The sequence below is a fragment of the Gilliamella sp. LMG 34359 genome (genome assembly GCF_984569085.1).
Genome location: NZ_OZ474906.1, coordinates 1,293,354 through 1,316,867, shown reverse-complemented (window position 1 = coordinate 1,316,867; position 23,514 = coordinate 1,293,354). Strand labels below are relative to the sequence as shown.

Annotated in this window: 25 protein-coding genes and 1 CRISPR repeat array; of the genes, 11 read left to right on the top strand and 14 right to left on the bottom strand. The window is 36.7% G+C overall.

The genetic code is table 11. From position 1 onward, the window contains the following. Positions 1–449 precede the first annotated feature (449 nt). The 4 genes from AC5LXV_RS06215 to AC5LXV_RS06200 form a co-directional block, all read right to left on the bottom strand. Positions 450–1,820: a hypothetical protein gene (locus AC5LXV_RS06215; protein ID WP_493467684.1), complete on the bottom strand. Its 1,371-nt coding sequence runs from the start codon at positions 1,818–1,820 to the stop codon at positions 450–452. Between the two features lie 694 nt (positions 1,821–2,514). Continuing rightward, on the bottom strand, positions 2,515–2,895 hold the full coding sequence (locus AC5LXV_RS06210; RefSeq protein ID WP_493467683.1) for a VOC family protein: 381 nt from the start codon (positions 2,893–2,895) through the stop codon (positions 2,515–2,517). 447 nt (positions 2,896–3,342) lie between these two features. Next, the gene (locus tag AC5LXV_RS06205; protein WP_493467682.1) at positions 3,343–3,753 is read right to left on the bottom strand and encodes a hypothetical protein; all 411 of its coding nucleotides are present in this window, start codon (positions 3,751–3,753) and stop codon (positions 3,343–3,345) included. A 380-nt stretch (positions 3,754–4,133) separates the two neighbouring features. Further along, complete coding sequence (locus tag AC5LXV_RS06200) at positions 4,134–4,562, bottom strand: universal stress protein (protein WP_110434260.1); 429 nt, start codon at positions 4,560–4,562, stop codon at positions 4,134–4,136. 167 nt (positions 4,563–4,729) lie between these two features. Here AC5LXV_RS06200 and AC5LXV_RS06195 point away from each other — a divergent pair, with 167 nt between their 5' ends. From AC5LXV_RS06195 to AC5LXV_RS06185, 3 genes are all read left to right on the top strand, one after another. After that, positions 4,730–4,885 carry a hypothetical protein gene (locus AC5LXV_RS06195; RefSeq protein ID WP_493467681.1) on the top strand — a complete coding sequence of 52 codons (156 nt, stop codon included), beginning with the start codon at positions 4,730–4,732 and terminating at the stop codon, positions 4,883–4,885. A gap of 91 nt (positions 4,886–4,976) precedes the next feature. Continuing rightward, positions 4,977–5,153, top strand: coding sequence for a hypothetical protein (locus tag AC5LXV_RS06190; RefSeq protein ID WP_493467680.1), 177 nt, complete (start codon positions 4,977–4,979; stop codon positions 5,151–5,153). Further along, positions 5,150–5,731: a Maf family protein gene (locus AC5LXV_RS06185; protein ID WP_493467679.1), complete on the top strand. Its 582-nt coding sequence runs from the start codon at positions 5,150–5,152 to the stop codon at positions 5,729–5,731. The genes AC5LXV_RS06190 and AC5LXV_RS06185 overlap by 4 nt, the downstream gene beginning before the upstream one ends. A gap of 25 nt (positions 5,732–5,756) precedes the next feature. On the opposite strand, the gene AC5LXV_RS06180 is transcribed toward AC5LXV_RS06185, so the two are convergent. From AC5LXV_RS06180 to AC5LXV_RS06135, 10 genes are all read right to left on the bottom strand, one after another. Beyond that, a complete protein-coding gene (locus AC5LXV_RS06180; RefSeq protein WP_493467678.1) occupies positions 5,757–6,422 on the bottom strand; it encodes an ABC transporter ATP-binding protein in 666 nt (221 codons plus the stop codon). Then, complete coding sequence (locus tag AC5LXV_RS06175) at positions 6,422–7,627, bottom strand: ABC transporter permease (protein ID WP_493467677.1); 1,206 nt, start codon at positions 7,625–7,627, stop codon at positions 6,422–6,424. The genes AC5LXV_RS06180 and AC5LXV_RS06175 overlap by 1 nt, the downstream gene beginning before the upstream one ends. Positions 7,628–7,704: 77 nt before the next feature. Further along, on the bottom strand, positions 7,705–8,199 hold the full coding sequence (locus AC5LXV_RS06170; RefSeq protein WP_493467676.1) for a DUF4418 family protein: 495 nt from the start codon (positions 8,197–8,199) through the stop codon (positions 7,705–7,707). A 20-nt stretch (positions 8,200–8,219) separates the two neighbouring features. Next, positions 8,220–8,879, bottom strand: a complete 660-nt coding sequence (locus AC5LXV_RS06165) for an ABC transporter ATP-binding protein (protein ID WP_493467675.1) — start codon at positions 8,877–8,879, stop codon at positions 8,220–8,222. Positions 8,880–8,890: 11 nt separating this feature from the next. Next, positions 8,891–10,030, bottom strand: coding sequence for an ABC transporter permease (locus tag AC5LXV_RS06160; protein ID WP_493467674.1), 1,140 nt, complete (start codon positions 10,028–10,030; stop codon positions 8,891–8,893). Between the two features lie 16 nt (positions 10,031–10,046). Continuing rightward, on the bottom strand, positions 10,047–11,321 hold the full coding sequence (locus AC5LXV_RS06155; protein WP_493467673.1) for an ABC transporter permease: 1,275 nt from the start codon (positions 11,319–11,321) through the stop codon (positions 10,047–10,049). Positions 11,322–11,342: 21 nt separating this feature from the next. Further along, the gene (locus AC5LXV_RS06150) at positions 11,343–12,563 is read right to left on the bottom strand and encodes a Fe-S-containing protein (RefSeq protein ID WP_493467672.1); all 1,221 of its coding nucleotides are present in this window, start codon (positions 12,561–12,563) and stop codon (positions 11,343–11,345) included. An 85-nt stretch (positions 12,564–12,648) separates the two neighbouring features. After that, positions 12,649–13,212 carry an iron transporter gene (locus AC5LXV_RS06145; protein WP_493467671.1) on the bottom strand — a complete coding sequence of 188 codons (564 nt, stop codon included), beginning with the start codon at positions 13,210–13,212 and terminating at the stop codon, positions 12,649–12,651. A 134-nt stretch (positions 13,213–13,346) separates the two neighbouring features. Next, on the bottom strand, positions 13,347–14,555 hold the full coding sequence (locus AC5LXV_RS06140) for an FTR1 family iron permease (protein WP_493467670.1): 1,209 nt from the start codon (positions 14,553–14,555) through the stop codon (positions 13,347–13,349). Positions 14,556–14,566: 11 nt separating this feature from the next. Next, positions 14,567–15,196: a nitroreductase family protein gene (locus tag AC5LXV_RS06135; protein ID WP_493467669.1), complete on the bottom strand. Its 630-nt coding sequence runs from the start codon at positions 15,194–15,196 to the stop codon at positions 14,567–14,569. A gap of 249 nt (positions 15,197–15,445) precedes the next feature. On the opposite strand from AC5LXV_RS06135, the gene AC5LXV_RS06130 reads away from it, so the two are divergent. The 8 genes from AC5LXV_RS06130 to AC5LXV_RS06095 all read left to right on the top strand — a co-directional run bounded on the left by AC5LXV_RS06130 (position 15,446) and on the right by AC5LXV_RS06095 (position 23,507). Further along, on the top strand, positions 15,446–16,888 hold the full coding sequence (locus AC5LXV_RS06130; RefSeq protein ID WP_493452762.1) for an LTA synthase family protein: 1,443 nt from the start codon (positions 15,446–15,448) through the stop codon (positions 16,886–16,888). Next, positions 16,885–17,508: a LysE family transporter gene (locus AC5LXV_RS06125; protein ID WP_493467668.1), complete on the top strand. Its 624-nt coding sequence runs from the start codon at positions 16,885–16,887 to the stop codon at positions 17,506–17,508. The genes AC5LXV_RS06130 and AC5LXV_RS06125 overlap by 4 nt, the downstream gene beginning before the upstream one ends. A gap of 399 nt (positions 17,509–17,907) precedes the next feature. Beyond that, positions 17,908–18,175: direct repeats of the CRISPR family, unit length 28 nt; unit sequence TTTCTAAACTGCCTATACGGCATCAATC. A 499-nt stretch (positions 18,176–18,674) separates the two neighbouring features. Then, a complete protein-coding gene (gene gutQ, locus AC5LXV_RS06120) occupies positions 18,675–19,637 on the top strand; it encodes an arabinose-5-phosphate isomerase GutQ (RefSeq protein WP_110434273.1) in 963 nt (320 codons plus the stop codon). 188 nt (positions 19,638–19,825) lie between these two features. Then, entirely contained in the window at positions 19,826–20,347 is a 522-nt protein-coding gene (gene aroK / locus AC5LXV_RS06115; RefSeq protein WP_034883898.1) for a shikimate kinase AroK, read from the top strand. A 66-nt stretch (positions 20,348–20,413) separates the two neighbouring features. Continuing rightward, positions 20,414–21,274 carry an SPOR domain-containing protein gene (locus tag AC5LXV_RS06110; RefSeq protein ID WP_110434274.1) on the top strand — a complete coding sequence of 287 codons (861 nt, stop codon included), beginning with the start codon at positions 20,414–20,416 and terminating at the stop codon, positions 21,272–21,274. A 9-nt stretch (positions 21,275–21,283) separates the two neighbouring features. Continuing rightward, positions 21,284–22,102 (top strand): Dam family site-specific DNA-(adenine-N6)-methyltransferase, encoded by an 819-nt coding sequence (locus AC5LXV_RS06105; RefSeq protein ID WP_110434275.1) that lies wholly within the window; start codon positions 21,284–21,286, stop codon positions 22,100–22,102. A gap of 39 nt (positions 22,103–22,141) precedes the next feature. Then, a complete protein-coding gene (gene rpe / locus AC5LXV_RS06100; RefSeq protein WP_493452767.1) occupies positions 22,142–22,819 on the top strand; it encodes a ribulose-phosphate 3-epimerase in 678 nt (225 codons plus the stop codon). Further along, the gene (locus AC5LXV_RS06095; protein WP_493461047.1) at positions 22,812–23,507 is read left to right on the top strand and encodes a phosphoglycolate phosphatase; all 696 of its coding nucleotides are present in this window, start codon (positions 22,812–22,814) and stop codon (positions 23,505–23,507) included. The genes rpe and AC5LXV_RS06095 overlap by 8 nt, the downstream gene beginning before the upstream one ends. Positions 23,508–23,514: the final 7 nt, after the last annotated feature.

The window sequence follows — 23,514 nt, the reverse complement described above, 5'->3', positions numbered from 1 at the left end:
TTTTTACATATCCTTTTAAACTTTAGTCTTTTGACGATGAAAACTTTTGTTTTAGTGGTAAAAAATTAGTAGTTATTATTGGGGATGGGAAGTCGATTTTTTAGACGCGCTGTTAACAGCAAAAAGTACAGTCTACAACTTTTTCGAGGTATTATGTAATTATATATTTCAACACAATTTTTAATAAGTTAACCGATTAGTATAATTATAAATTTTAATAAATTTACAGCCGAATAAAAAATATTTCTCAAATTTTTTACGCCATTGAGCTTATTCCTCAAAAATAAACACGCCCCAGTTGGGGGGATAATTAACTCGTTGTTACACCGCAAAATCGCTTTAACTTGTCACATCGTCAAAGTCATTGCCTTTTCAAAGCTACTATTCCCTAGCGAACTAATTATATTTTAACCTTCTATGCTTCCCTAGCCAGAACTAAAAAATAGGATTTAAGGATAGACACAAAGTCCGCTACCTATGCCGTCAAGGCTATTACCACCAATGTGACCATCATTTGAGCCAACGACAAAAACGATACCATGCATCGTATCAATCGTCCAATATCCGGCGCCTGGGGGCCCACTGGCATTAAAATTGGCGCCAGTATAGTCGTACATATAACCCCACTCCGTAAAAAGCCCTGCTCCAATGTGGCGTCGATAAAAATCATTAGGTGATGAAGGTGTAGCACCGACTGAACCTTCACAGAGAGGACTCGAATTAACTCCTTGACAGGAAGCGTTAGTTAAATCCTTTACATTAGGTATACGGTATCCAATATTACTACACCAAGATGATGTGCTAGATAAACTGTAATAAGAAATACCACGGTTGACAAACCATTGCTTTAACTGAAAACCATATTTTACGACAGCTTCACCACTACTATTTCGACCAACTAACTCAAATGTCTGAGGTAATGTCGGATTGGGTATACTTCCTAAACTTCTTGGATTATCAGTGCTCCATTGCAAAGGTTTGGCTACAGGCCCCTTCAAAAGAACGCGGACACTTGTACCAGAGTCATTAGGTGTCATAATCGCAGTAATATCACCATTAGGTGAAACTGGCTCCCAATTTAGTCGACCAATTCCACCTATATCTAAATAAAAGTCCAATCCATCAGCGCCAGTAGTTGGGAAGTTTAAACCATATGAAGAAGGCAAAAATGATTGTGTAAGAAAACCTTTATTAGAATCCCATATGGAAGCAGGGCCAGCATAATCATCCATATTTAAATATAAATTTGGTTTAGCAAAGCAGACCGTAGCTTTTGTTCGAGGATTGATAAAATAAGTAACATTACTGGGACTAAAACTACTGTTTTTAGGTAAACCATAAAGAGTTGTTAATGAACCTGTTGTACTCGATAAAACTAATTTATATGGTGCTTTACAAATATCTAATATCTCGCTACGAGCGACAGATTGATTATTTTTATCAAAGATAGTTAAACTCAAACTTCCTGTAACAGTTATACCATCAAATCCCTGACCATCACCGTCATCATCACCCCAATAATTAAATGGTTGACCGATAAGAACATTTAAACCAATTTCGTTAGTATCAGTTGGTACCATCATATCAATATCGGTAAAACGCTGATAATCCTCAGGCAATTTAATAGGAGTTGATGGACTTGAATTATTCGTTGTTGGAGTATATTTAGTACCATCTGATAAGCTTATCCAAAGAAGCCCATCAGTATCAGTCACTCGAGTTTGACCACCATCAAACGTTAAATATGGCGCATTACCATGTATAGGATTTGATGTTTTAGTCGTTAATGCGTGGCTGGTATAGGAAGTTATTAGCAACAAGCTAAACGATGATCCTAAAAAGATCTGCTGGGATAAAAAGGGTTGAAGAAAGGATCGCGCAAAATTTCGCGAATTTATGTATAACTTCGATAAAAAATAAATTATGGTGAAAAATAAACGTTGAGAACTTAACTTTGACGAAATTAAATTATAGGTTGTACATGTTGCGTGTTGCGTGTTGCGTGTTGAAAATTATAATGCATTTCGACGTTCCTGTCAATTAGACCTTTGATTTATTTTAAATTTAATGCTAATTATTTAAATATTTATCGTTTGCATTAAACGATGCAAAAAGTATAGTGACTGAAAAAACTCTATGCAATATTTTTTTACATTTAATTGTTAACTTTCGTAAAGAGAAACAAAAAAGATATAGAAATAGATTACTTAATATTTATTCTAATTGGAGATAGCTTTTTACATATCCTTATAAATTTTAGTCTTTTGACGATGAAAAAATTTGTTTTAGTAGTTGAAATTAGTGGTTATTAAGAACGAGATTTTGATTTTTTAAGCACGTTATTAACAGCAAAAAGTGCATTACTTAACTTTTTAGCAGTATTGTGTAATTATTTAGATTCAATCAAGTTTTAATAATTTAACCAATTAGCATAATTATAAACTTTAATAAATTGATGCCCACAAAAAGACCTTTTCTCAATTTTTCCCTGACTTTAAGTGGGCAAATATTAACTTAATCGCAATAATTAGCTAGTTCAACAAGGTTTCCATCCGGGTCTCTTAGATAAAGACTTTTGATATTACCTTTAGCACCGTGTCGATCAACGATCCCTTCAACAATCGGATAACCTTTTTTTATAATCTCTTTTTTTACGCTCTCAATATCGTCTTCAACTATTAAACAAAAATCTTGGCTACCATATTCTGGATGTAATGCTGCTGGCCGAAATTCGCCTTTTTTGGCATGAATGTTAATCTTTTGATTACCAAAGACAAAAGCATGGCGACCGTTGCTTTCGACATGTTTCAATCCTAAAATATCTTGATAAAAGGCAATGCTTTTAGTGAGATCATGACTAGTAATGACAAAATGATCGATATTTTTAATTTTCATCAGTATCTATCCTCTGTATCTAATCTAAAAAAGAGTATATATTGAAACTATATTGATTATTTGACTTGCAATAGTTTTATCGATTAAATAATTATTATTCAACTTAATATATAAATTAACAAATTGATCAAACAAGACAAAATTTTTGAATGTTGTCTAGAGCTGTTTCTGATAAAAGAATATTAGTATCAATCCTGATATAAACTCTGAATAATTGTTCACCATTTTCTTCAGATAATGTATACAAAAATGAGGTCTACTCTGTTTATTATCCCTGATAGTTAAATCAAAATATTTTTTTATTATCTGGTTGTGACAATTTTTCAAAACAATTTCAGTAATACCATCTCTATCAAACTTCATTATTATAATATTATTACGAGTAGGTATACCCTATTTTATTGGCATACTAAAAAGGAGCAAAAAATACTTAATTTTTTATTTATTCTATTTATCCATCATAATAGGCTCAAATTGATATTCACTTTTACCCGCTAAAAGTTGATCGATTTTATCCAAAAATTCTGCGACATCTTTATCTTTGCGAGCTGGCGTGTTAGAGCTAAATAAACGACAACCGTAAATTGGACCATCACAAATGGCAATCTTATAGCCCGAACCATCGTACTCTAGCATATTATAATATTCATCATCTCTATCTATTAAATATCTTTCAGGGATTAATTGAAAAAAATCATGATGACCTGTATATTTACTGTAAGGCACATTAACTGTACAATTTCGAACATTCTCGTTTGGGACACAAGTTAATGTTGCGTATTTAACAATATAGTTTTTAGCGATTTCAAAGCGCATTCTTCCAATCGGTGCTTCTGGTGTTGAATCATAGATAATCATTCTTACATAACGAGTATCAAATATTTTTGCATTAACTGCAAAACTTAAAATAAAGAATAACCACCCAAAAAATACTTTTTTTTCATCATTATAACTCTCAGCAACCGAGGTACTCCATATATTACAATGACCATCTGCGAAACAGGCTTCTATTTTGTTTTCATTTTTGATGATAATTACATTAAAATATATTAATTAATCAATTAGTTAGGTGATAAAATAATTTATAAACGCATCTATAATTAATATTAATAATAAACACAACTTATAGTAGATCGTATTGATATGAATTTTAGGTTATTTATTAAGAGTATTAAACGACAAATTATTAACGAGGAGTTATTTGCTCCTCGTTATAGTTTAGAGAATAAATTTAGACACTAACGAACGACTAACACTGATGTTTTTGCACCTCGCACCACACCAGAGGCATTTGATCCCAATAAATGGGTAGAGATATTAGGGCGTCTTGAACCAATGATGATCAAATCTGGCTCAATCTCTTCGGCTAAACGTAAAATTTCATCTCTTGGGTTACCAAAAGTAATGGAAAAAGATAAATTTTCCCGCGGTAAATTAATCGAATCAATTAAGCTATTTAACCACTGTTCCGTTTGTATTGTCGCTTGATCTTTAAACTCATCAAAACCAAATGAGTAGGCATTCACAATAGCTGATGCAACCGGTAAGGTATGAAAGAAGATAACTTGCGCATTGGATAATTTTGCTAAACACTCAACATGAGGGATGACTTTTTGAGTTAATGCATCTTCAAGCACATCAATTGGTACTAATATTTTTTTGTACATAACACCTCCACACAATATTAAAATTTGGCTTTATCATTCTAACTAATAAAGACCAATGCTATTGGTTTAGTATGATACTAATTTCACATTAAATCCAATATTAATATCCTAACGCTAATTTAAAAGATTGAAATATTTTTTTTGCAAAATCATGACGGAAATCAACTATGGCAAATATTATTTTTGACAATGACAGCAAACCAACTATAGAACCCGCGAAGCTATTATCGCGTCGTTATTGGTTAGGAGAACGTAGACCAATAGATGAAAAATCTCGTTTTCAAGTAATATCAGATAATACTAATTTAACCGTTAGTGCATGAAATGGATCGAAGCTAATTACTAATGCTCGCTGTTTAAATAACTTCGTTTTAAGTAACTTCGTTTACATAACTTATTTAACTGATTTGGCGGTTGACGAGGGTTATCAAATTAGATATTGGTGAGCAATTGATAAAAACTATCGAAAAACATATTGATAATCGCTGGGCGATTGGCTTACTTGCAGCACCACAGACAGTTGATTATTACGCTCATATCGGTTTTAATGCTCATCTTTCCGCATGGATTTTAAGAGAACAGTTAAAATGAGAATTATTCTAGCCTCGACATCACTATCACGTAAAAAAGTACTGGATAAATTAGCTATTCCTTTTGAATGTGTGCCACCAATTTGTGATGAAACACCTCTTGCAAATGAGAGTGCAGAGCAGTTAGTGGTGCGATTAGCTAATGCTAAAGCGCAGTCATTAGTGGCAAGCTATCCTGATAGTTTGATTATTGGTTCCGACCAAGTGGGTGTTTTGGATGGGCAGATTGTTTGTAAACCACATACCATTGAAAATGCTAAGCAACAATTAAAACACAGCAGTGGCAAAGCGTTTTATTTTTATACGGGAATGACGGTGATTAATATTCGTAGCGGTCAATCGCAAACAATTTGTGAACCATTTAAGGTCACTTTTCGCCAATTAACTGATGCGGAAATTGAAGCTTATATCGCTAAAGAGATGCCATTACAATGTGCTGGCAGTTTTAAATGTGATGAGTTAGGCATTACGCTATTTGATAAACTCGAAGGTGACGATATTAATTCGTTAGTCGGATTACCATTGATAAAGTTAAATAAAATCATGATTGATATGGGTTGTAATCCGCTATTGTTATAATTACTCAAGATATCATTAGTGCAAACTAATCGATTAATCGACCTGAAGACATTTTTAGCGTTCTTTGGCTATAACCTGCTACATCATTATCATGGGTAACAATTAGTAGCCCTGTGCCTTGTTGGTGAATATCGGCTAATAACGCCATAATTTGTGCTGAGCTTTCTTCATCAAGATCGCTGGTTGGTTCGTCGGCAATCACCAGTTGTGGTTGGCAAATTAGCGCCCGTAAAATAGCAATTCGCCGCATTTCACCGCCCGACATATTGGCTGGGTAAGCATCCTTCAAATAACTGATTTGGGCTTTTTCAAGCAGTTGTAGCGCATAATTTAAACTCGATTGTTTTTCTCGTTTAGTTAGAGAAAACGGTAAGCGAATATTTTCCAGTGCAGTCAAGTTAGGTAATAAGCTACTACCTTGTGGAATATATCCAAGGTATTGATTACGAAATGCCGATACCTGTTTATCATCGAGTTCGAATAAATTAGTACCGTTAATGGTAACTTTACCTTGTGTTGGCGTTAATAGCCCGGCAATCATATTAAGTAGTGTGGTTTTACCACTGCCTGATTTTCCCATAATACTGATAAAGTCGTTTTGAGCCATTGAAAAACTGATATTATTTACCGCCGAGAATTGTTGCGTTGCGCGTTTATAATCTTTACGAAGGTTTTTGACTTCCAATAACATTATTCACCCTCTCTTAATGTTTGATAAGTATCAAATTTGGTCAATGATAATGCCGAATAGATACTTGACAGCGGACCAATAATTAACGTCAGCAAAAATACCAATAATGCATAAATTAAGCCATCTGTTATGGAAATATTTACGCATGGCAAGCCAATTGACTGGCAAATTAATAAGCTAAAAGCATAAATTAAGACGCCGGCAATCACAATGCCCACAATACCACCTAAGGCGCTAATAATCAGTGATTCTCGCAGTAACATTTTAACCAAATCACTACGCGAAGCCCCTAAAATACGTAATAAGCTGATTTCGCGTTTACGTTCATTAAGTGAGGAAGAAAATATCACAAAGATCACAATAATCGCTAGCAGCCAAAATATTGCCGATAAGCTGTAAACAATGGTTGAAAAGCCTTTAAGCCATTTAGAGATATTACTCAACATGCCTTTAGTCATCACAAAATCAATATTGAAGTCGATGGCATATTTCGGCATCATCTGATTAACAACATCTTTAGGTTGATAATCAGGATCGACTTTAACAAAAATTGATGACACATAGTTAACAAAGTGATCAGTATCGCCCTCAATTAAATTGGCTGCTTTCATCAGTGATTGTGCGGCAGGTATGGTCATAAAAACTGAAGTGTCAAACCCCATCCCTGTGCTATCCATTTTAGCGGCAATTTTAAAGGAATGATTAAAAAACTTAATTTCGTCACCCACATTTGAGGTAATTTTGCTACCCACCACAACCTGTTGGTCGGTCAAGGGTTGGCTTAACTGCGTTTGTAACCAAGGCTTGATTACAAAATCACTTTGTTGATCAAAACCAATTAGTTGTACTTTAGACGTACAACAACCAGCACTCAACGAAGCGATAAACAGTTGGGGGGAGACAGCTTCAACCCCTTTGATTACTTTGATTCTATCAATCAAGTCAGCCTTCAGATAAAAGCTACTTGGTTCACCACGTAATAGCGCCACCTCAAGATTTTTTTCATAACCATAAGGCACTACCAGAATATCTGCCCCTAAACGATTAGCCATGCCTGAAATCCCTAAGCTTAGGTTTTTCATTAACACACTACCACCAAATAGCGTAGCGGAAAAAAGCATAATAATGATTATCAAACAACAACTACGAAATGGTCGTCGTTGAATGTTTCGCCATGCTAAATTCGCGATAGTTATTTCTTGCATGTTTTATTTCTCGTTATTGTCTAGTGGATGTTAACGCTGGTTAATGCTCTTTACTAAATGCTATTTACAAATAATAGTTACCAACGTTTAGCTTGTTTATTTAAATACCATACATTGATGATAGCAACAATCGCCAAGACCAAGGACAATAAAACCAATGCCGGTCTAGCCCCCATATTGCAACGCATCATTTCGTTACCACATACACCGATTAAAATGGTTGGAATCGCAGCAGCTAGTACTGCGGTGCAAGCTAATGCCATGCTTAACCCCATACGCACAAGTAGTGATCGACTAAATAACATCAGCAAACCAATAGCTATCACTAAACTACCAATACCAATTTCCGCCCTTGATGCCCAAAAGCATTTCATGATTTTGCCCGGCGTACTGTGCATATGGCCATCACCAACCATTGGGGCTGCGTGCATGGCTTCCGCTGGCATTGCAGAGCTAGTCGGCATCGCTTGTACATCTGGCAGTGGGCAGACAGGTAAAATATAGAGCGGAAATAAAATAAGTAGTAAGCCGATTAACATAAACAATACTGATGTAATAATACGATTTTTCATAAATAGAGACCTTTTAATCATTAATTATTGATAATACTTGCTACTTTTCCATGTTCGAGGACCACCGTGGTTTGCGCATGTTTAGATACTTCAGGTGAATGCGTAACTACGATGATGGTGCTTCCTTCTTCGTGAAGCTGATGTAGTAAGTTCATGACCATTGATTCATTGCTTTCATCTAAATTGCCGGTTGGTTCATCAGCTAAAATCAGTTTTGGATAGTTAATTAATGCTCTAGCGATGCAGACCCGTTGCTGTTCACCACCCGATAATTGGCGCGGTAAGTGTTTAGCCCGTGCGGCGAGCCCCACCCGTTCTAATGCCAGTAAGGCTTCTTTTTCATCCACCATGCTGTGATAATATTGCGCCACCATCACGTTTTCTAATGCAGTTAAATAAGAGACAAGGTGGAACTGTTGGAAGATTAGGCCAATCTTATCACGGCGAATTTCTGTTAATTGTGGTAATGAAAGTTGAGTAATATCTTGTCCATCTAAAATTACCGAACCGAGTGACGGTTTATCCATACAACCGATAATATTCATTAACGTGGTTTTACCACTACCTGATGGCCCCATAATGGATAACCATTTGCCCTCTTCAACCGTTAGGTTAACTTCTGATAAGGCATGTAATGAGCCATAGATTTTAGATACATTATTCACTTCGAGCATATTCATACTTAACTATCCTATTCACCACGTAAAACTAATGCTGGTTCAACTTCAAGCGCACGTTTTACTGGAATCAAACACGCAATAATGGTTACCACCGCCGAAATAACAATCGTTGTAGGTATCAGATAAAATTCAACTACAATTGAGCGCCCAAAAACATTGGCGCTGATCACTTGAGCAAAAATCAGGCCACAAATCACACCGATGACACCACCAATAATACCTAAGATCAGCCCTTCAGCTAAAAACTCTTTGGCAATACTCTTATTGGTTGCGCCGATGGCTTTTTTCAGGCCGATCTCCTTACGCCGTTCCATGACGACAGTCATCATGGTAGTGGCCACACAGATCATCGTCAAAATTAATACCACTAGCGTTACCAGATAAAGTAAAGAGGAGAGTTTACCTAGTACCGACGCTTCAGATTGCGTTACCCATTTTATAAGATGCGGTTCAACCTTGGTGGAGTGATCTTTAATGGTTTGAATATAGCGCTGTAATTCATCTTGTGTTGCCATAATACTGATTTCAACTACTTCGGCTTGATTGCGCTCTTCAAGTAGTGTTTCAAGATCGTTTAGATCAATAAAGATAAAGTTATCCTCAGCACGGCCGGTTTTGACAATACCGGTAATGGTTAACTCTTCATCAAAGCGAGAATTCTCTTTAGATTTTCCTGAAATCGGCATCGTACTACCAATGCTAAGTTTAGCAAATTGGGCGATATCGGTGCCGATCATAATTTCATTTGGATTTTTGGGTAGTTCGCCTTCTATTTTCCAATACGGGCTAGTTTTGCTAACCTGATCAAACTGCGTACCAACGATGGTATACGGTTGTTGATTACTGCGGATGGAATCATAACGAAACGGTGTCACACCTAATACTTTATCTGACGGTAACAGATCAACGGCTTTTTTCACCTCAGTTATTGGCATAGTGGATTGATTATTGGCCGGCATCAACAATAAGTTAGCACCATAAGAACGAAACTCTTGTCCCATTTGTCTTGGAATATCATAGCAAAGCGTTACCATACCTAGTAGTACCGTTGCCCCAATAGCAACACCAAGTAAGGCAATAGCAATCCGAGAACGACGGCGAATTAGCGAGCTAAATAGTGTTTTTAAAATAAAGCGTTGGTTTTTATTCATCATCAGTTAGCCTCACTTACCGACCATGTAATACATCGGTTGGGCGTAAAAACATCATAATACGCAATGCAGGCAAGCTACCTAACAATGTAATCAGACTTACCATAATTAATACCAATGGGACAATAATCATCTTAGGCTCAACGAATGAACCAAATACGGTTTGGCCAATAATTTGCGCAAAGCCAAGACCGATAAAATAACCGACCATTCCCCCCAATAAGGCGATGATTAGTATTTCGGTAAGAATCAACATCGCCACCGAGGTATTGGTGGCGCCTAATGCTTTTAATAAGCCGATTTCAGTACTGCGTTCAATCACATTGGCGGTCACTAGGTTAGAAATTGCGAGTGCCGAACAGATTAACGATAAGATGGTTAACAATAACATTAATAGTTGAGTTTTTTGTAAGATAGATCCTTCAGATTCGGCTACCTGCATTATCGCTTTTACCCGAACATCTGGCATTAACTCCTCTAACTGATAGGCAATCGAACTGATATAAGCGGTGCAGTACCAAGTATCCCATTCGGTTCGTGATAAGCTATTAGGATCTTGCGCCGCCTTTCGGGCTAAATCATTTTCTGGCGTGGTGAGTGCACTCACTTCCACCCGTTCAACCAAACCGGCTTTGTTTGCCAAGTTTTGCGCAACTGGCAATGAAACATAAAGCTCGTTATCTTCAACCCCACCACTATGGAAGATATTATTCACTGTTAGGCTGATTTTTTGGGTGGATGATGTTAACTCAATACTATCACCCAATTTGAGATTCAATTGCTTGGCAATAGTCTCACCTACCATTACACCTTGCAAATTATCATCTTTCATGGTGTTGCCTTCAATTGACCACCACGATTTCATAGCTAACATTCCGGTATCCACTTCGTCACCGGTCGGAATTGTCAAATGTTTATTAAACCAAGTTCCAACTAGCGTGACCGGTTTACCATTAACCATGACTTGGGTTGTTAAATAAGGGGCGAAATCAACGATGTTATACGCCCAGAAGATCATTTTAATCTTCACTAAATCATCTTGTTTAATATATTGAATCGCGTCTTGTTTGTCATCTAGTTGATATAACTCATTCACCAACGCCGCACCTTTTGGCACAATGTTTAAGTTAGCGCCATAAGCTTTTAATTCTTGATTAACTTTATCACCGACATCAAACATGACATTTAACATGGCAGTCGCTAGTGAAACACCCAAAGCAACAGTTAAGGCAATTAAAAATAGCTTCTTTTTTTGACGAACTAACACACTAAGTAACATTCTACGAAACATATTTTCTTCCTTTTTTCACTGTTACTTAAAACGACTCTTTTCAGCTTCAAGATGAGCTGGTCGAATAATCATATTACCGTTTAAAATTTCATATTTAAGTGGCACCGGATTACAACCGCCGGAAAAACCTATCGTCGCAATATTCATCACTACATCACACAAAATACAAACAACCTGATTACCGCGTTGATAATAACCACTGGCACCACAAATATCACAAGCATCAAAACCGACACCGTAAGCATTTTCACTTTTCTTAATCACAATAAATCGAACTAATGTGCCATCGGTCGCTTGATAACCATAACGGTGCAAATTGCCGTCATTGACTCTATCTAATGGAATCACAATCAAACCATCGACATTGGGTGTCACAGGTTCAGCCGGCGTTAATTCCACCCCTTTTTCAAAAATATAACGTGCACGAGTAACGGTATAAGCAGTTATGGCAATGCCAGCCATTAATAATAATGAGGTACGACGATCACGACGTAAACTTGCTTTTAATTTACGTACTTGGGCTGGATTACTGCCAACTAACGAGGTAGTTTTGGATTTGGTGTACAACAAAATACTCAGTAATAACACCAAAACCATGAAGATAAAGGTAAACAAATTGACATGCGCTAAAATAAAAATTACTAATTCCATCATCCATTTTTGTGGCGAGATAAATCGTCTCACAATCAGGATTTGTAGCAAATTAACAGCGTTTTGCGCAGTGAAGATAATAATTGCCAATGTAGTAATGGCAGTAACGAATCGAGTTGAAAATCGAGCACAAAGGCGATAGACAAACAACCCAAGCAAAACACAAACTATTAAAGCAAAACCATAACCCACCCATTTAAACAGATAGTCATTATTGAATATGGATTCCATACCAACATCAAATTCAAATGGATAGAGTAAAATATTTGGTAGGCACTGTGCGGTGATAAGACCAGTGGCAATCACCAGTAATAATGAATTAAGGAATAATGATTTTTTAAACGATAAACAGATAAGCAATGGAATAGCAATGATGCACCAACCAATAATCACACCAAGATCATAAAATTCACGAACAGCAATACCTGTATTTCGTTTTAATATTGCATAAACCAGTGCAGCCATCATCCCCAATACACAACCAGTTACAAGATATTTTTTACTTGATTGAACAAATGCCGCACTGACTAATGCAAACATAATCACTGGTACAAAAGTGTTATCGGTAATATTGATAAGATATTGGAGCATAATGATTGCCTAACGATTACAACGTATATTGGCGAGCTTTTACACCCGCCTTAAGTACAAAATTATTTAATAATTAAATTAATAATTACCATGCACGCGGGATAAAGTCAAAGTCCCAAGAAACTTCGATTGGTTTAGACCAGAAACGACCTTCAACCCCAGTTTCTTTATCAACATGCAATAAATAGCCTTGTTTTTCAGGGTTTTCAATAGTAAAGGTGACTTTATATTTACCAGCACCATCTAATTTAATATTGTTACCATAGTGAGGGCCGTCAGATGCATTCATTGGCATAAAAGTACCTTCAATCGCTTTAGCACTACCTTCTTTTTGGATTTTATATTTTACAGTTAAGTAAGGTACAAAATCACCGGCACCAAAACCTAATTTATTGCCTTCAGCTGCAGAAATATCAGCTTCGATATGCATATCAGATTTAGACGCAGGTAAGCCACCCATACCGGCAGGTTCCATATCAACAGGTTGGAAGTAAACCGCACCGATATGTAAAGGACCAACTGTTACTTCATCACCGATTGGGAACTCTTCAAAACCTTTTTCTTGTCCTGGTGCCGGTGCCGCAGCATAGGCCATAGATGAAAGTGCAAGTATTGATGAAATACCCGCAGAGATTAATAATTTTTTCATTGAAACTCCTTAATTTTATTTTTACAAATAGTTTTATATTTCAATAATTAATCAATAAAATAATGATTAATTAATCACAATTACTACCAAATTTTTAATTACAGTTTGATTTAAGAACGAATCATTTAATGTAATCAATTTAAATTATCTTTTTTATTTTTAATAGTATGTTTTCGGTAATAGATAACTGACAAAATCACCACCACAACCATAAATAATTGTGGAATTAATGTTTCTAAAGTTGGATATATACCCAGAATTTCCACCGAATGAACAAAATCGACCGGGGTAACCGGAATGATATCCGCTTCTTGCAACTCTTTTACTCCGCCACCGGCAAAAGCGATCGCCATCAGATACATTAATGCACTGGTACAAATAAAAAACGGTCTGAGTGGTAATTTAACCGTACCAAAACGGATAATCACAAACACAAAGGCTAAGACAATTGTACCGATACCCAAGCCATACCAAACCATATCCATATGCTCTTTCGCATCGGCTAGCATGGCCTGATAGAAGATAATGGTTTCCGCACCTTCACGAAATACCGCTAAAAAGGCTGCAAATCCTAAAGCAAAACTACTACCAGTAGAAACTGCGCTTTGCACCTTACCTTCTACATAATTCTTCCAAGCCTCAGATTCCGACTTAGACAACATCCAATTACTAATAAAGAATAGCACCACAGTAGCCAATAACATGGCTCCGCCTTCCATAATTTCTTGATTAGCTCCGCTTAACCCCACCACAGTATGTAACGCAATCGCCGCTAAAACACTAGCAAACACTGCAAACAAACTGCTTAAATAAACCACTTTAAGCATCGGTTTATTATTGGAACGCACAAGATAGGCAGAGATAGCGGCAATAACGAGTATCGCCTCCAACCCTTCACGGAAGATAATGATAAACGACGCTAAAAAGACACTCCAACCACTCTCTTTTTTACCATCTAATTCGTTGGCATCTTCATGTAGCATTTTTAAAATAACATCAATTTCGGCGCGTACTGTCTTATTTGGTGAGTTTTGCGTCATTAAACGTTTGATTTTTGCAAATTGATATTCGGTGTCGGTGCCACGTTTACCTGAAATATAAGACATTACTGCTCGCTCAACACCATGTTTTTCATAAAACCCGAAGTAGGCATTGTTCACGCGGGCTTTAGCACCTTCGATGTCTTTCATAAAATAGATATTGTAGGCATCGTTAAGAATGATATCCATTTCATCAATAATTGCATTCCAGCTTTCATATTTTTTTTCGGCCGCATAAGAAGGGGTACTAAAAATCGCTAAACTTGCAATTAGAAGTACAACTAAAGTTAGATACTTTTTCACTTACAGCTCCTTTATTTTCCTAACAACATTATTCCTATTGGTTTGCTGTTTTCTGGCAATTGCAATGATTGATTAATAAATTCAGGATTGATTGAATGGATATAACGTGCGCTAAGTTTTAATGCAGCTGCCGATAAATAAACATTTTGACTCATTGCACCAACGGCAATTTGACTAAAATCATTGGCTTGTTGCGCATCATAATCTTTAAGGCTATCGCCATCAGAGACAAAAATTAAAATATAAGGAGCACGCTTAGTAAAGTTTTGCTTACCAACTTCACCTCGAATATCTTGCTTATTGATTTCACGAAGATAATGACCTTCCCATTCATATACAAAGGTACCCTTCTCGCTGGCAACATATAGGCGAACATAAGGCGGTTTACCGCTTGCCATTGGCACAGTCCAACCGTTTTTACCACGATTTAAGCCACTGGCAGCCCAAAGTACGTTTGAAAGCTCATCGTCCGATAGCATTCCAGTTGGGAATCCACCACCCGGCGTTGAAGTGCGTTTTTTAAGACTATCAAATAAGCCCATACCCTCTTTTTTTTGTGGTGTAGGTAAAGTGACATCTGCATAACAATAGGAAATACAGGATATTAGCAAAAAAACAGCAAATCTACGTAACAACAACATAGCCAAAACCTTTCAGCATTAGAAACTTATTTGTTGTTATCTTATTGCTAATGCTTTCAATTATCAATAACAAACAATAATTATTATCACTAATGCTATCGCAAAAAATCAATTCTCTCCTTAACACTTCTTTAACTAAAATAAATCACTTTGTGGACACTTTGCATCAGTCCAATTTTTATTTTTCGGCTTAAAAAGTATATACTGATGCAATTTACCAACTTTAAGTTAAACTGAGTCTGTTTCGTTATGCCATTATCGACTTTAATTGTATTACCACTATTTATCTTTACTATCACCTTAGCTTCGTTTTTTAAACAAAAAAAATGGCAACTACTTACCATCATCCTAATGACTGTCATCATTGTGATGGAGCTGACCTCAATTTATTTTAGTGGTGGATTTATTGATTATCAGTTTTACGTCAACTTAAATGTAAATGATATTATTGAAGGTTTATTCATCTTCAAACTACAAGCGCTTTTGGTGATTGTCGTCTTTTTAGGATTAGTCTTTATCCTTAGCAAATTAGCCAGCTTATTTCGTAATAAATGTCGATTGCTATGGCGCTTACCATTAGCCGCTATCGCCATTGCCTCTATTAGTTATCATAATGGTCCAATTAGTCGCATTTATGAGATCTATCAAGTCACTTGTGCACCAAAAGCAACCTTTGAACAAGCGTTACAAGCGCTAAACATGAGCGATTATGTTGCAAAATCTCAAATTAACAGCCAACAAGGCAAAAATATTATCGTATTATCATTAGAATCTTTTGAACAAGGATTTTTAGATTTTGCTGATATCACTCCGAATTTAAGACAGCTTAAGCAACAATATACCTTCTTCCCGAATATGCCAATGAGTGCGGGAAGTACTTGGACCACCGCCTCGATGTACACCTATATGACGGGAGTACCATTTTTAATCGGTGAACACTCAACATCCCCCTTAAAAAACGCCAACACCACCCAATTGGTAACCTTAGGTGATGTTCTAAAACAAGCTGGCTACCAAACTCGTTACGTGATGGCAGGTCCTGAATTTGCAGGCATAGGTCATACAGCGGAAGTGCTTGGCATGCAAGTTATATCGGATAAGACCTACCCGGGCAAATACCCGAATGCGCCATTTGGACTATACGACAAAGACATTTTAGAGATCGCCAAACTGCAAATACAAGAGATGAATAAGACCGACAAACCTTTTGCTCTTTTTATCTCGACCGTCTCAACTCATGCACCAAATGGTTTTCATGATGATCGCATGACTGCTGTCATCAGCCCTAAACAAGACAACATGTCTTTTGTGGCTGCATCGCTCGATTACAACTTAGGGCAATTTATCGACCAGCTAAAACAGCAAGGCATGCTAGACAACACGGTGTTCTACATCTTCCCTGACCATCTAATGATGGGTGCGGGCACCGAAACTGTTAAAAAATTATCGGAAAAAGAGCGCAAACTCTACTTATTAACTAATGCGAGTATTGATGATCTTCAAAAATCCCCTAATCAAACCATTTACCAAATCGACTTACCGCGGTTGATTTTAAATGGTGCGCAAATTAAAACCAATGCAAAATTTTTAACCGACTATTTAATTGCTGAACAGGTCGATAAAAAACAGTTTATTGAACAACATAAAGCAAACATCGCCACTTTAAATAATGCCGCACAAGAGCAAAAATGAACGTCGATACCTTAATTTTAGTCATCACCATTAGCTGTTTAGGCATGATATCACCCGGACCGGATTTTTTTCTGGTGTTAAAAAATAGCTTAAGCTACCCGCGAAAAATGGCATTAATAACCTGTTTAGGGGTAATTAGCGCCATCGCCATTCATATGTGTTATTGTGTGGCCGGCATTGCCGTGTTAATCAGTGCCACCCCATGGCTTTATAACGCCTTACGTTATGCCGGCGCTGCTTATTTGTTATGGATAGGTATTAAAGCCTTACTAGCAACGAGTAGTGGCACCACCTATGTCACCAAGCAGACTCAAGAGTTCAATGTCACGGCTAAAAAAGCGTTTATGCAAGGATTGTTATGTAATTTACTAAACCCGAAAGCAACGCTGTTTTTTCTGGCTATCTTCACCCAACTTCTGAATGCTAGCTCAACCATGATGGATAAATTGATGGTTGCGGCTATCATTTGGCTTGAGGCCTTACTTTGGTGGCCATTGGTCGTATTTATCTTCCAGACCCAAGTCGTCCAGCGTCGATATTTTAAGTTGCAAGCGGTTATTGATAAGTTATTAGGGGGGATATTGATTGTACTTGGGGTTAAAGTAGCGTTAGGGTTTTAAGGCGTTGAGAAAAACTGTCGCTCAACTTTTTAGTGACTAGCGTTCTGATATTTAATTCTTTGCTAACTATATTCCCAACTGAGACAACAACAACTGGTACAGAGGGTTTACACAAACCTTCTGTACATATTATCAATATCGTCCTGATACTCATCTGGTCAACACCATCTTTACTATGTACAGCTGTTCAAATTCTTTGCAGAAAAATTTGTCCATGCACTGACCATGCAAAGCAATGCACGCTAGGCTTGTTAAGAAAATAGGAATTTAGCATTTACATTTAGTCGTTATTGGCCAAATTTTGCTGTTCAAAATCCCATTCTTCAAATTATTTATCAAATGGAACTCTGCCTACACGGCATCAATCAGCTGGATGTATATTAATCAACAGGAATTTATTTTCTAAACTGCCTATACGGCATCAATCTTATTTCTCCGACCAGATTCATTAATCCCTGATTTCTAAACTGCCTATACGGCATCAATCGGAAGGATGGCCCTCTAATGTCATACCCCGGATTTCTAAACTGCCTATACGGCATCAATCTAGAAATGCCCAAGGGGCGCGCCCTAGGTAGTTTTCTAAACTGCCTATACGGCATCAATCAACCTAGCGCATGACGTGCGCTATTAGTGATATTTCTAAACTGCCTATACGGCATCAATCTAGAACCAGACATACTATAAATCTTGTTTACAAAAAGGCAAAGAGTAATTTTGGTTATAAAAACCCTTTTTTTAAGTGACTTTTTAATGCATTGATTTTTAATGGCTTTATTTTGTTTCAAAAAAAAGGGTTAACCATAAGGTAATTTTGGTTTTCAAAATGAGAGGGGTCAACTTTTTTGCGCAAGGTGTTTATAGGTTAGTTGATATTACTATATAAGTAGATATTAATTTATTTTTTCTGTGATTTTTCAATCTGGGCAACCAATAATCATCACATTTCATCAATTAAAAATTGTGCCGAATTTATTTATACTACTTCTAGTAAAAACGCTTATCACTTTCTACCCTTTTTCCAATTAATTTTCTAGTTTTTGCTTTTTATTCTAAAAGCCTTTTGAATATTGGATAGTTAATTGTTAGACTAGTTATAATTCGATTAAAAAAATCGGTTGGTCGATTAAAATATTTTAAGTTTTAATTCAATGGGCGATTGAAAAATGGATAAATTGTTACAATACGGTCGAGAGTTACTAGAACTTGAGCTTCATGAGGCACAAAAATTACCGGCTCGGCTTGGCAAAGATTTTGTTAAGGCTTGTCAGTTAATTTTGTCAACCAAAGGCAAAGTTGTAGTATCAGGTATTGGTAAATCGGGGCATATTGGTAAAAAAATAGCTGCATCATTAGCCAGTACGGGTAGCCCCGCATTTTTTATGCATCCCTCCGAGGCATTGCACGGTGATTTAGGCATGGTAACCGAAAACGATGTAGTGATTTTAATTTCTTATTCAGGACGAGCTAAAGAGTTTCAATTTATTTTACCGATCCTTGCCGGGATGAATATTCCGGTTATTGCTATTACTGGCGGGCTTGATTCACCATTAGCCTTAGCTGCACAAGCAGTGCTGGACATTTCAATCGAAAAGGAAGCTTGCCCGATGGGACTAGCACCAACGTCAAGTTCAACCAATACGTTATTAATGGGTGATGCGCTAGCCATTGCGGTTATGCGAGCTCGTGGTTTTAAGGAAGAAGATTTTGCTCGTTCCCATCCTGCTGGCAGTTTAGGCGCAAAATTATTAAATCATGTAAAAGACATTATGCGTAAGGGAGATTTAATTCCTAGCGTTCCACAATCGGCAACGGTACTTGACGCGATGTTAGAATTGAGTCGAACCGGTGTAGGGTTGGTTGCAATATGTAAAGATGGTAATAAAATAGTCGGTGTTTTTACTGATGGAGATTTACGCCGTTTGTTATTAAAACATGGTACACTACAAGATAAGATTATCGATGTGATGACAAGTCCAGGATATCAAATACCGGAAACTTGGAAAGCAGTCGAGGCTTTAAAATCATTTAATGATCATAACATTACAGCTGCACCTGTAGTCAATAACCACGGCGAATTAGTCGGTGCACTGAATATTCATGATCTGCATCAAGCAGGTATTGGTTAAACGATTAATAAATACCTGTTGCAAAAAGGGGCTATCTATTGAGATAATTACCGACCTAAATTTTTGTCGTTAGACGGAGATCCAAGTAAGTTACACAATTCAGTACTGAAATGATTGATTAATCATTTCATTATAAATTGATATTGTGTTGTAAATTTTAACCAAAATTAATAGATGATGAAATTACAATGGCAGAAAAGCGAAATATCTTTCTAATTGGCCCAATGGGGGCAGGAAAAAGCACAATAGGCCGACAAATTGCACAACAGCTAGGCATGGAATTTTTTGACTCTGACCAAGAGATTGAAAAACGTACCGGTGCTGATATAGCATGGATTTTTGATTTAGAAGGTGAAGACGGATTCCGAGCCAGAGAGGAAAAAGTCATTAACGAGTTGACTGAAAAACAAGGAGTAGTACTTGCAACCGGTGGTGGTTCGGTTTTATCTAAAGAGACGCGTAACCGTTTATCAGCACGAGGTATTGTAGTTTACTTAGAAACTACGATTGAAAAACAGATGGCAAGAACCCAAAAAGATAAGCGTCGTCCTTTATTACAAGGTGGTAATACCCCCCGTGAACTTTATGAAGAATTAGCCGAAGAGCGTGATCCTCTTTATGAAGAGATCGCTGATATTACGATTAAGACTGATGAGCAAAGCGCTAAAGGCGTTGCTGGATATATCATTGAAAAAATAGAACAGATCTAAAAGTTTTAATTTTTCAAATCAGCTAACCATAAAGCAATCAACCTTTTGATAGGTTAAGGAGTTAACATGCGTGTAGATAAAGATGATCGTTATATGCCAGAACAATCAAATAAACAGTCTACGCTCTCATTTAACATTTCCACTTTTTTTCAGCAATATTCGAAAAAAAAGTTGATTGTTATGGGGTTAGCTTTGATCATTATTGTTTTATTGCTTAGTTTAATGATATTTCGTTCATTAAAATCTAAAACACCAACACCCTTGACGCCACCTGAAATTAATGGTGTTTCATCAACTGGAGTAGCGGATACAATCAACAATGAGCAAGCAAATGAAGGTATAAACAGTACCCAAATTGCTCAAACACCAAGTAACGCACCTAACAACAGGGGACGAGCACCTATTGATGATGTTAATGGGCAGGCACAGACTAATGGTATAACAAGTATGAGTGGTCATGGTCAAACCCATTTGCCCGCAAAGAGTGCTAAACCAAACTCGCCCACAACTGACATTAGTACGACTCACAGTAGTGGTTCATCTAATAATGATGTCACTACTAACAAACCTCAAGATCTAAATAGCAGTGATCATAAACCTGTTAGATTGAGTTCAGACAATGATGTCAAAACAGGCAAAAATTCAACTTCAATTGCCAATATTAAGGATACTCAATTTGCGATTCAATTAAGTTCATCAAGTTCAATTGATGGCTTAAAAGAATTAGTAAAAAAACATAATTTAACTAATTACCAAATATATGAAACCAAAAGAAATAATGATAAATGGTACATTTTAGTTAATGGTACATATGATTCTGCTGACGAAGCCAGAAAAGCAATTAAATCTTTACCAAGTGAAATGCAAAACAATAAGCCTTGGATTAAATCTGGCGCTACAATTAATAAAGAAAAATCAGCAAAATAGGAGTTTCCTTTGAAGAAGCGACGAGCCTTTTTAAAATGGGCTGGAGGAAAATATGAGCTTGTGGACACAATTAAGCAGTATCTACCAGAAGGAGAGCAACTTATTGAGCCCTTTGTAGGAGCTGGCTCAGTTTTTTTAAACACAAACTTCAAAAGTTATATTTTAGCTGATATCAATCACGACTTAATTGCATTATTTAAGTTGTTGCAATCTAATCCTGAACAGTTTATTAGTGATCTTAAACTGTTATTTAATCATCAGAATAATCAAGCTGAGGCTTTTTATCAACTTCGTGAAGTGTTTAACTACAGTAAAGATCAATATTTACGATCGCTGTTATTTGTTTATTTGAATCGTCACTGTTATAACGGCCTGTGTCGCTATAATAATAGTGGACTTTTTAATGTACCATTTGGTCGTTATAAGACGATCTATTTTCCTGAAAGGGAGCTTTACTATTTTGCTCAAAAAGCGCAAAAAGCTGAGTTTATTTGTACCCCTTATCATGAAGCAATGAAATTAGCGAAGCGTAATTCCGTCATTTATTGTGATCCACCTTATCTTTCACCAAATGAATCAGCGGGTTTTACTGCTTATTATTCCAATAATTTTGGCTATGAAGAGCATATGCGATTGTCACAATTGGCTGAAAGTATTGCTTATAAAAAAGATATTCCAGTACTGGTGTCAAATCATGATACTGAATATACCAGAACGTTATATAATAAAGCGCGCCATCTTTACCGAGCAGAAATGCGACGCTCAATTAGTTGTGCAGGCGAAGGACGCAAAAAAATTGATGAAATATTAGCCTTATACCAAAAATAACCTATTTTGCGTATAAGGTTTTGTTAGTAGAGGTATGTTATGAAAGAGTTTATTATTGCACCATCGATATTATCCGCTAATTTTGCTCGACTTGGTGAAGATACGCAAAAGGTATTAGACGCTGGCGCCGATGTTGTCCATTTTGATGTAATGGATAACCATTTTGTGCCAAACTTAACTATGGGCAGTATGTTTTGTAAAGCGCTTCGCGATTATGGTATTACCGCTCCAATTGATGTCCATTTGATGGTCTCCCCTGTTGAAGATTTAATTACTTCATTTGCCAAAGCTGGCGCCACCAATATCTCAATTCACCCTGAAGCCACTATTCACCTTGATCGTTCCTTGCAGTTAATTAAAGATCAGGGTTGTACGGCAGGGATTGTACTTAACCCAGCAACGCCGTTAGATCATTTAGATTATGTAATGGATAAAGTTGATATTATTTTATTAATGGGCGTGAATCCTGGTTTTGGCGGGCAATCTTTTATACCGACTACGCTTAAAAAATTACAACAAGTTAAGCAACGTATTGTCGACTCTGGAAGAAAAATTCGCTTGGAAATTGATGGCGGGGTTAAAGTTGATAATATCGCAGAAATTGCTAGAGCCGGCGCAGATATGTTTGTTGCAGGTTCAGCGATATTTGGTCAACCTGATTATAAAACTGTCATCGATGCAATGCGTAAAGAATTAGCAGGAGTTAACCATGGCTAAGTTAAATGATATTCAAGCCATCGCCTTTGATTTAGATGGAACTTTAGTTGATAGCGTGCCGGGACTTGCCTTAGCGGCACAAAAAATGTTAGCAGATTTAAAGTTAGCGACCGTAACTAATGAGCAAGTGAAAAATATGGTGGGTAATGGCATCGATGTGATGCTTGAACGAGTTTTCAAAGCGGTTGACACCAATCCAACAAAAGAATATTTTGCTGAAGCTAAACAGATATTTAGCCAGCATTATGATAAGGTTATGGATGAACAGACAACCCTGTTTCCTCATGTAGCACAGACCTTAAAAACTCTTTATGAAAATCATTACCCTTTAGCTTTAGTAACCAATAAGCCAGCGCAATTTTTACCGGCACTATTGACGTCATTAGGTATTAAAGACTATTTTTCATTGGTCCTTGGTGGTGGTGATGTGATTAAGTTAAAACCACACCCTGCCCCACTTTATCAAGTTATGGCGACGTTTGGATTATTTAGCGATCAGTTGCTATTTGTTGGGGATTCAAAGAATGATATCACTGCTGCTAAAAATGCCCATTGCCCAACTGTGGCGTTAAGCTATGGTTATAACTATGGGATCTCAATTGCAACTAGCGAACCAGATTTTTTATTTGACGATTTTAAAGAAATATTAACCCTGTTACCTCAGCCAAAAGCTGATGCAAAAAAATAATGAGTAT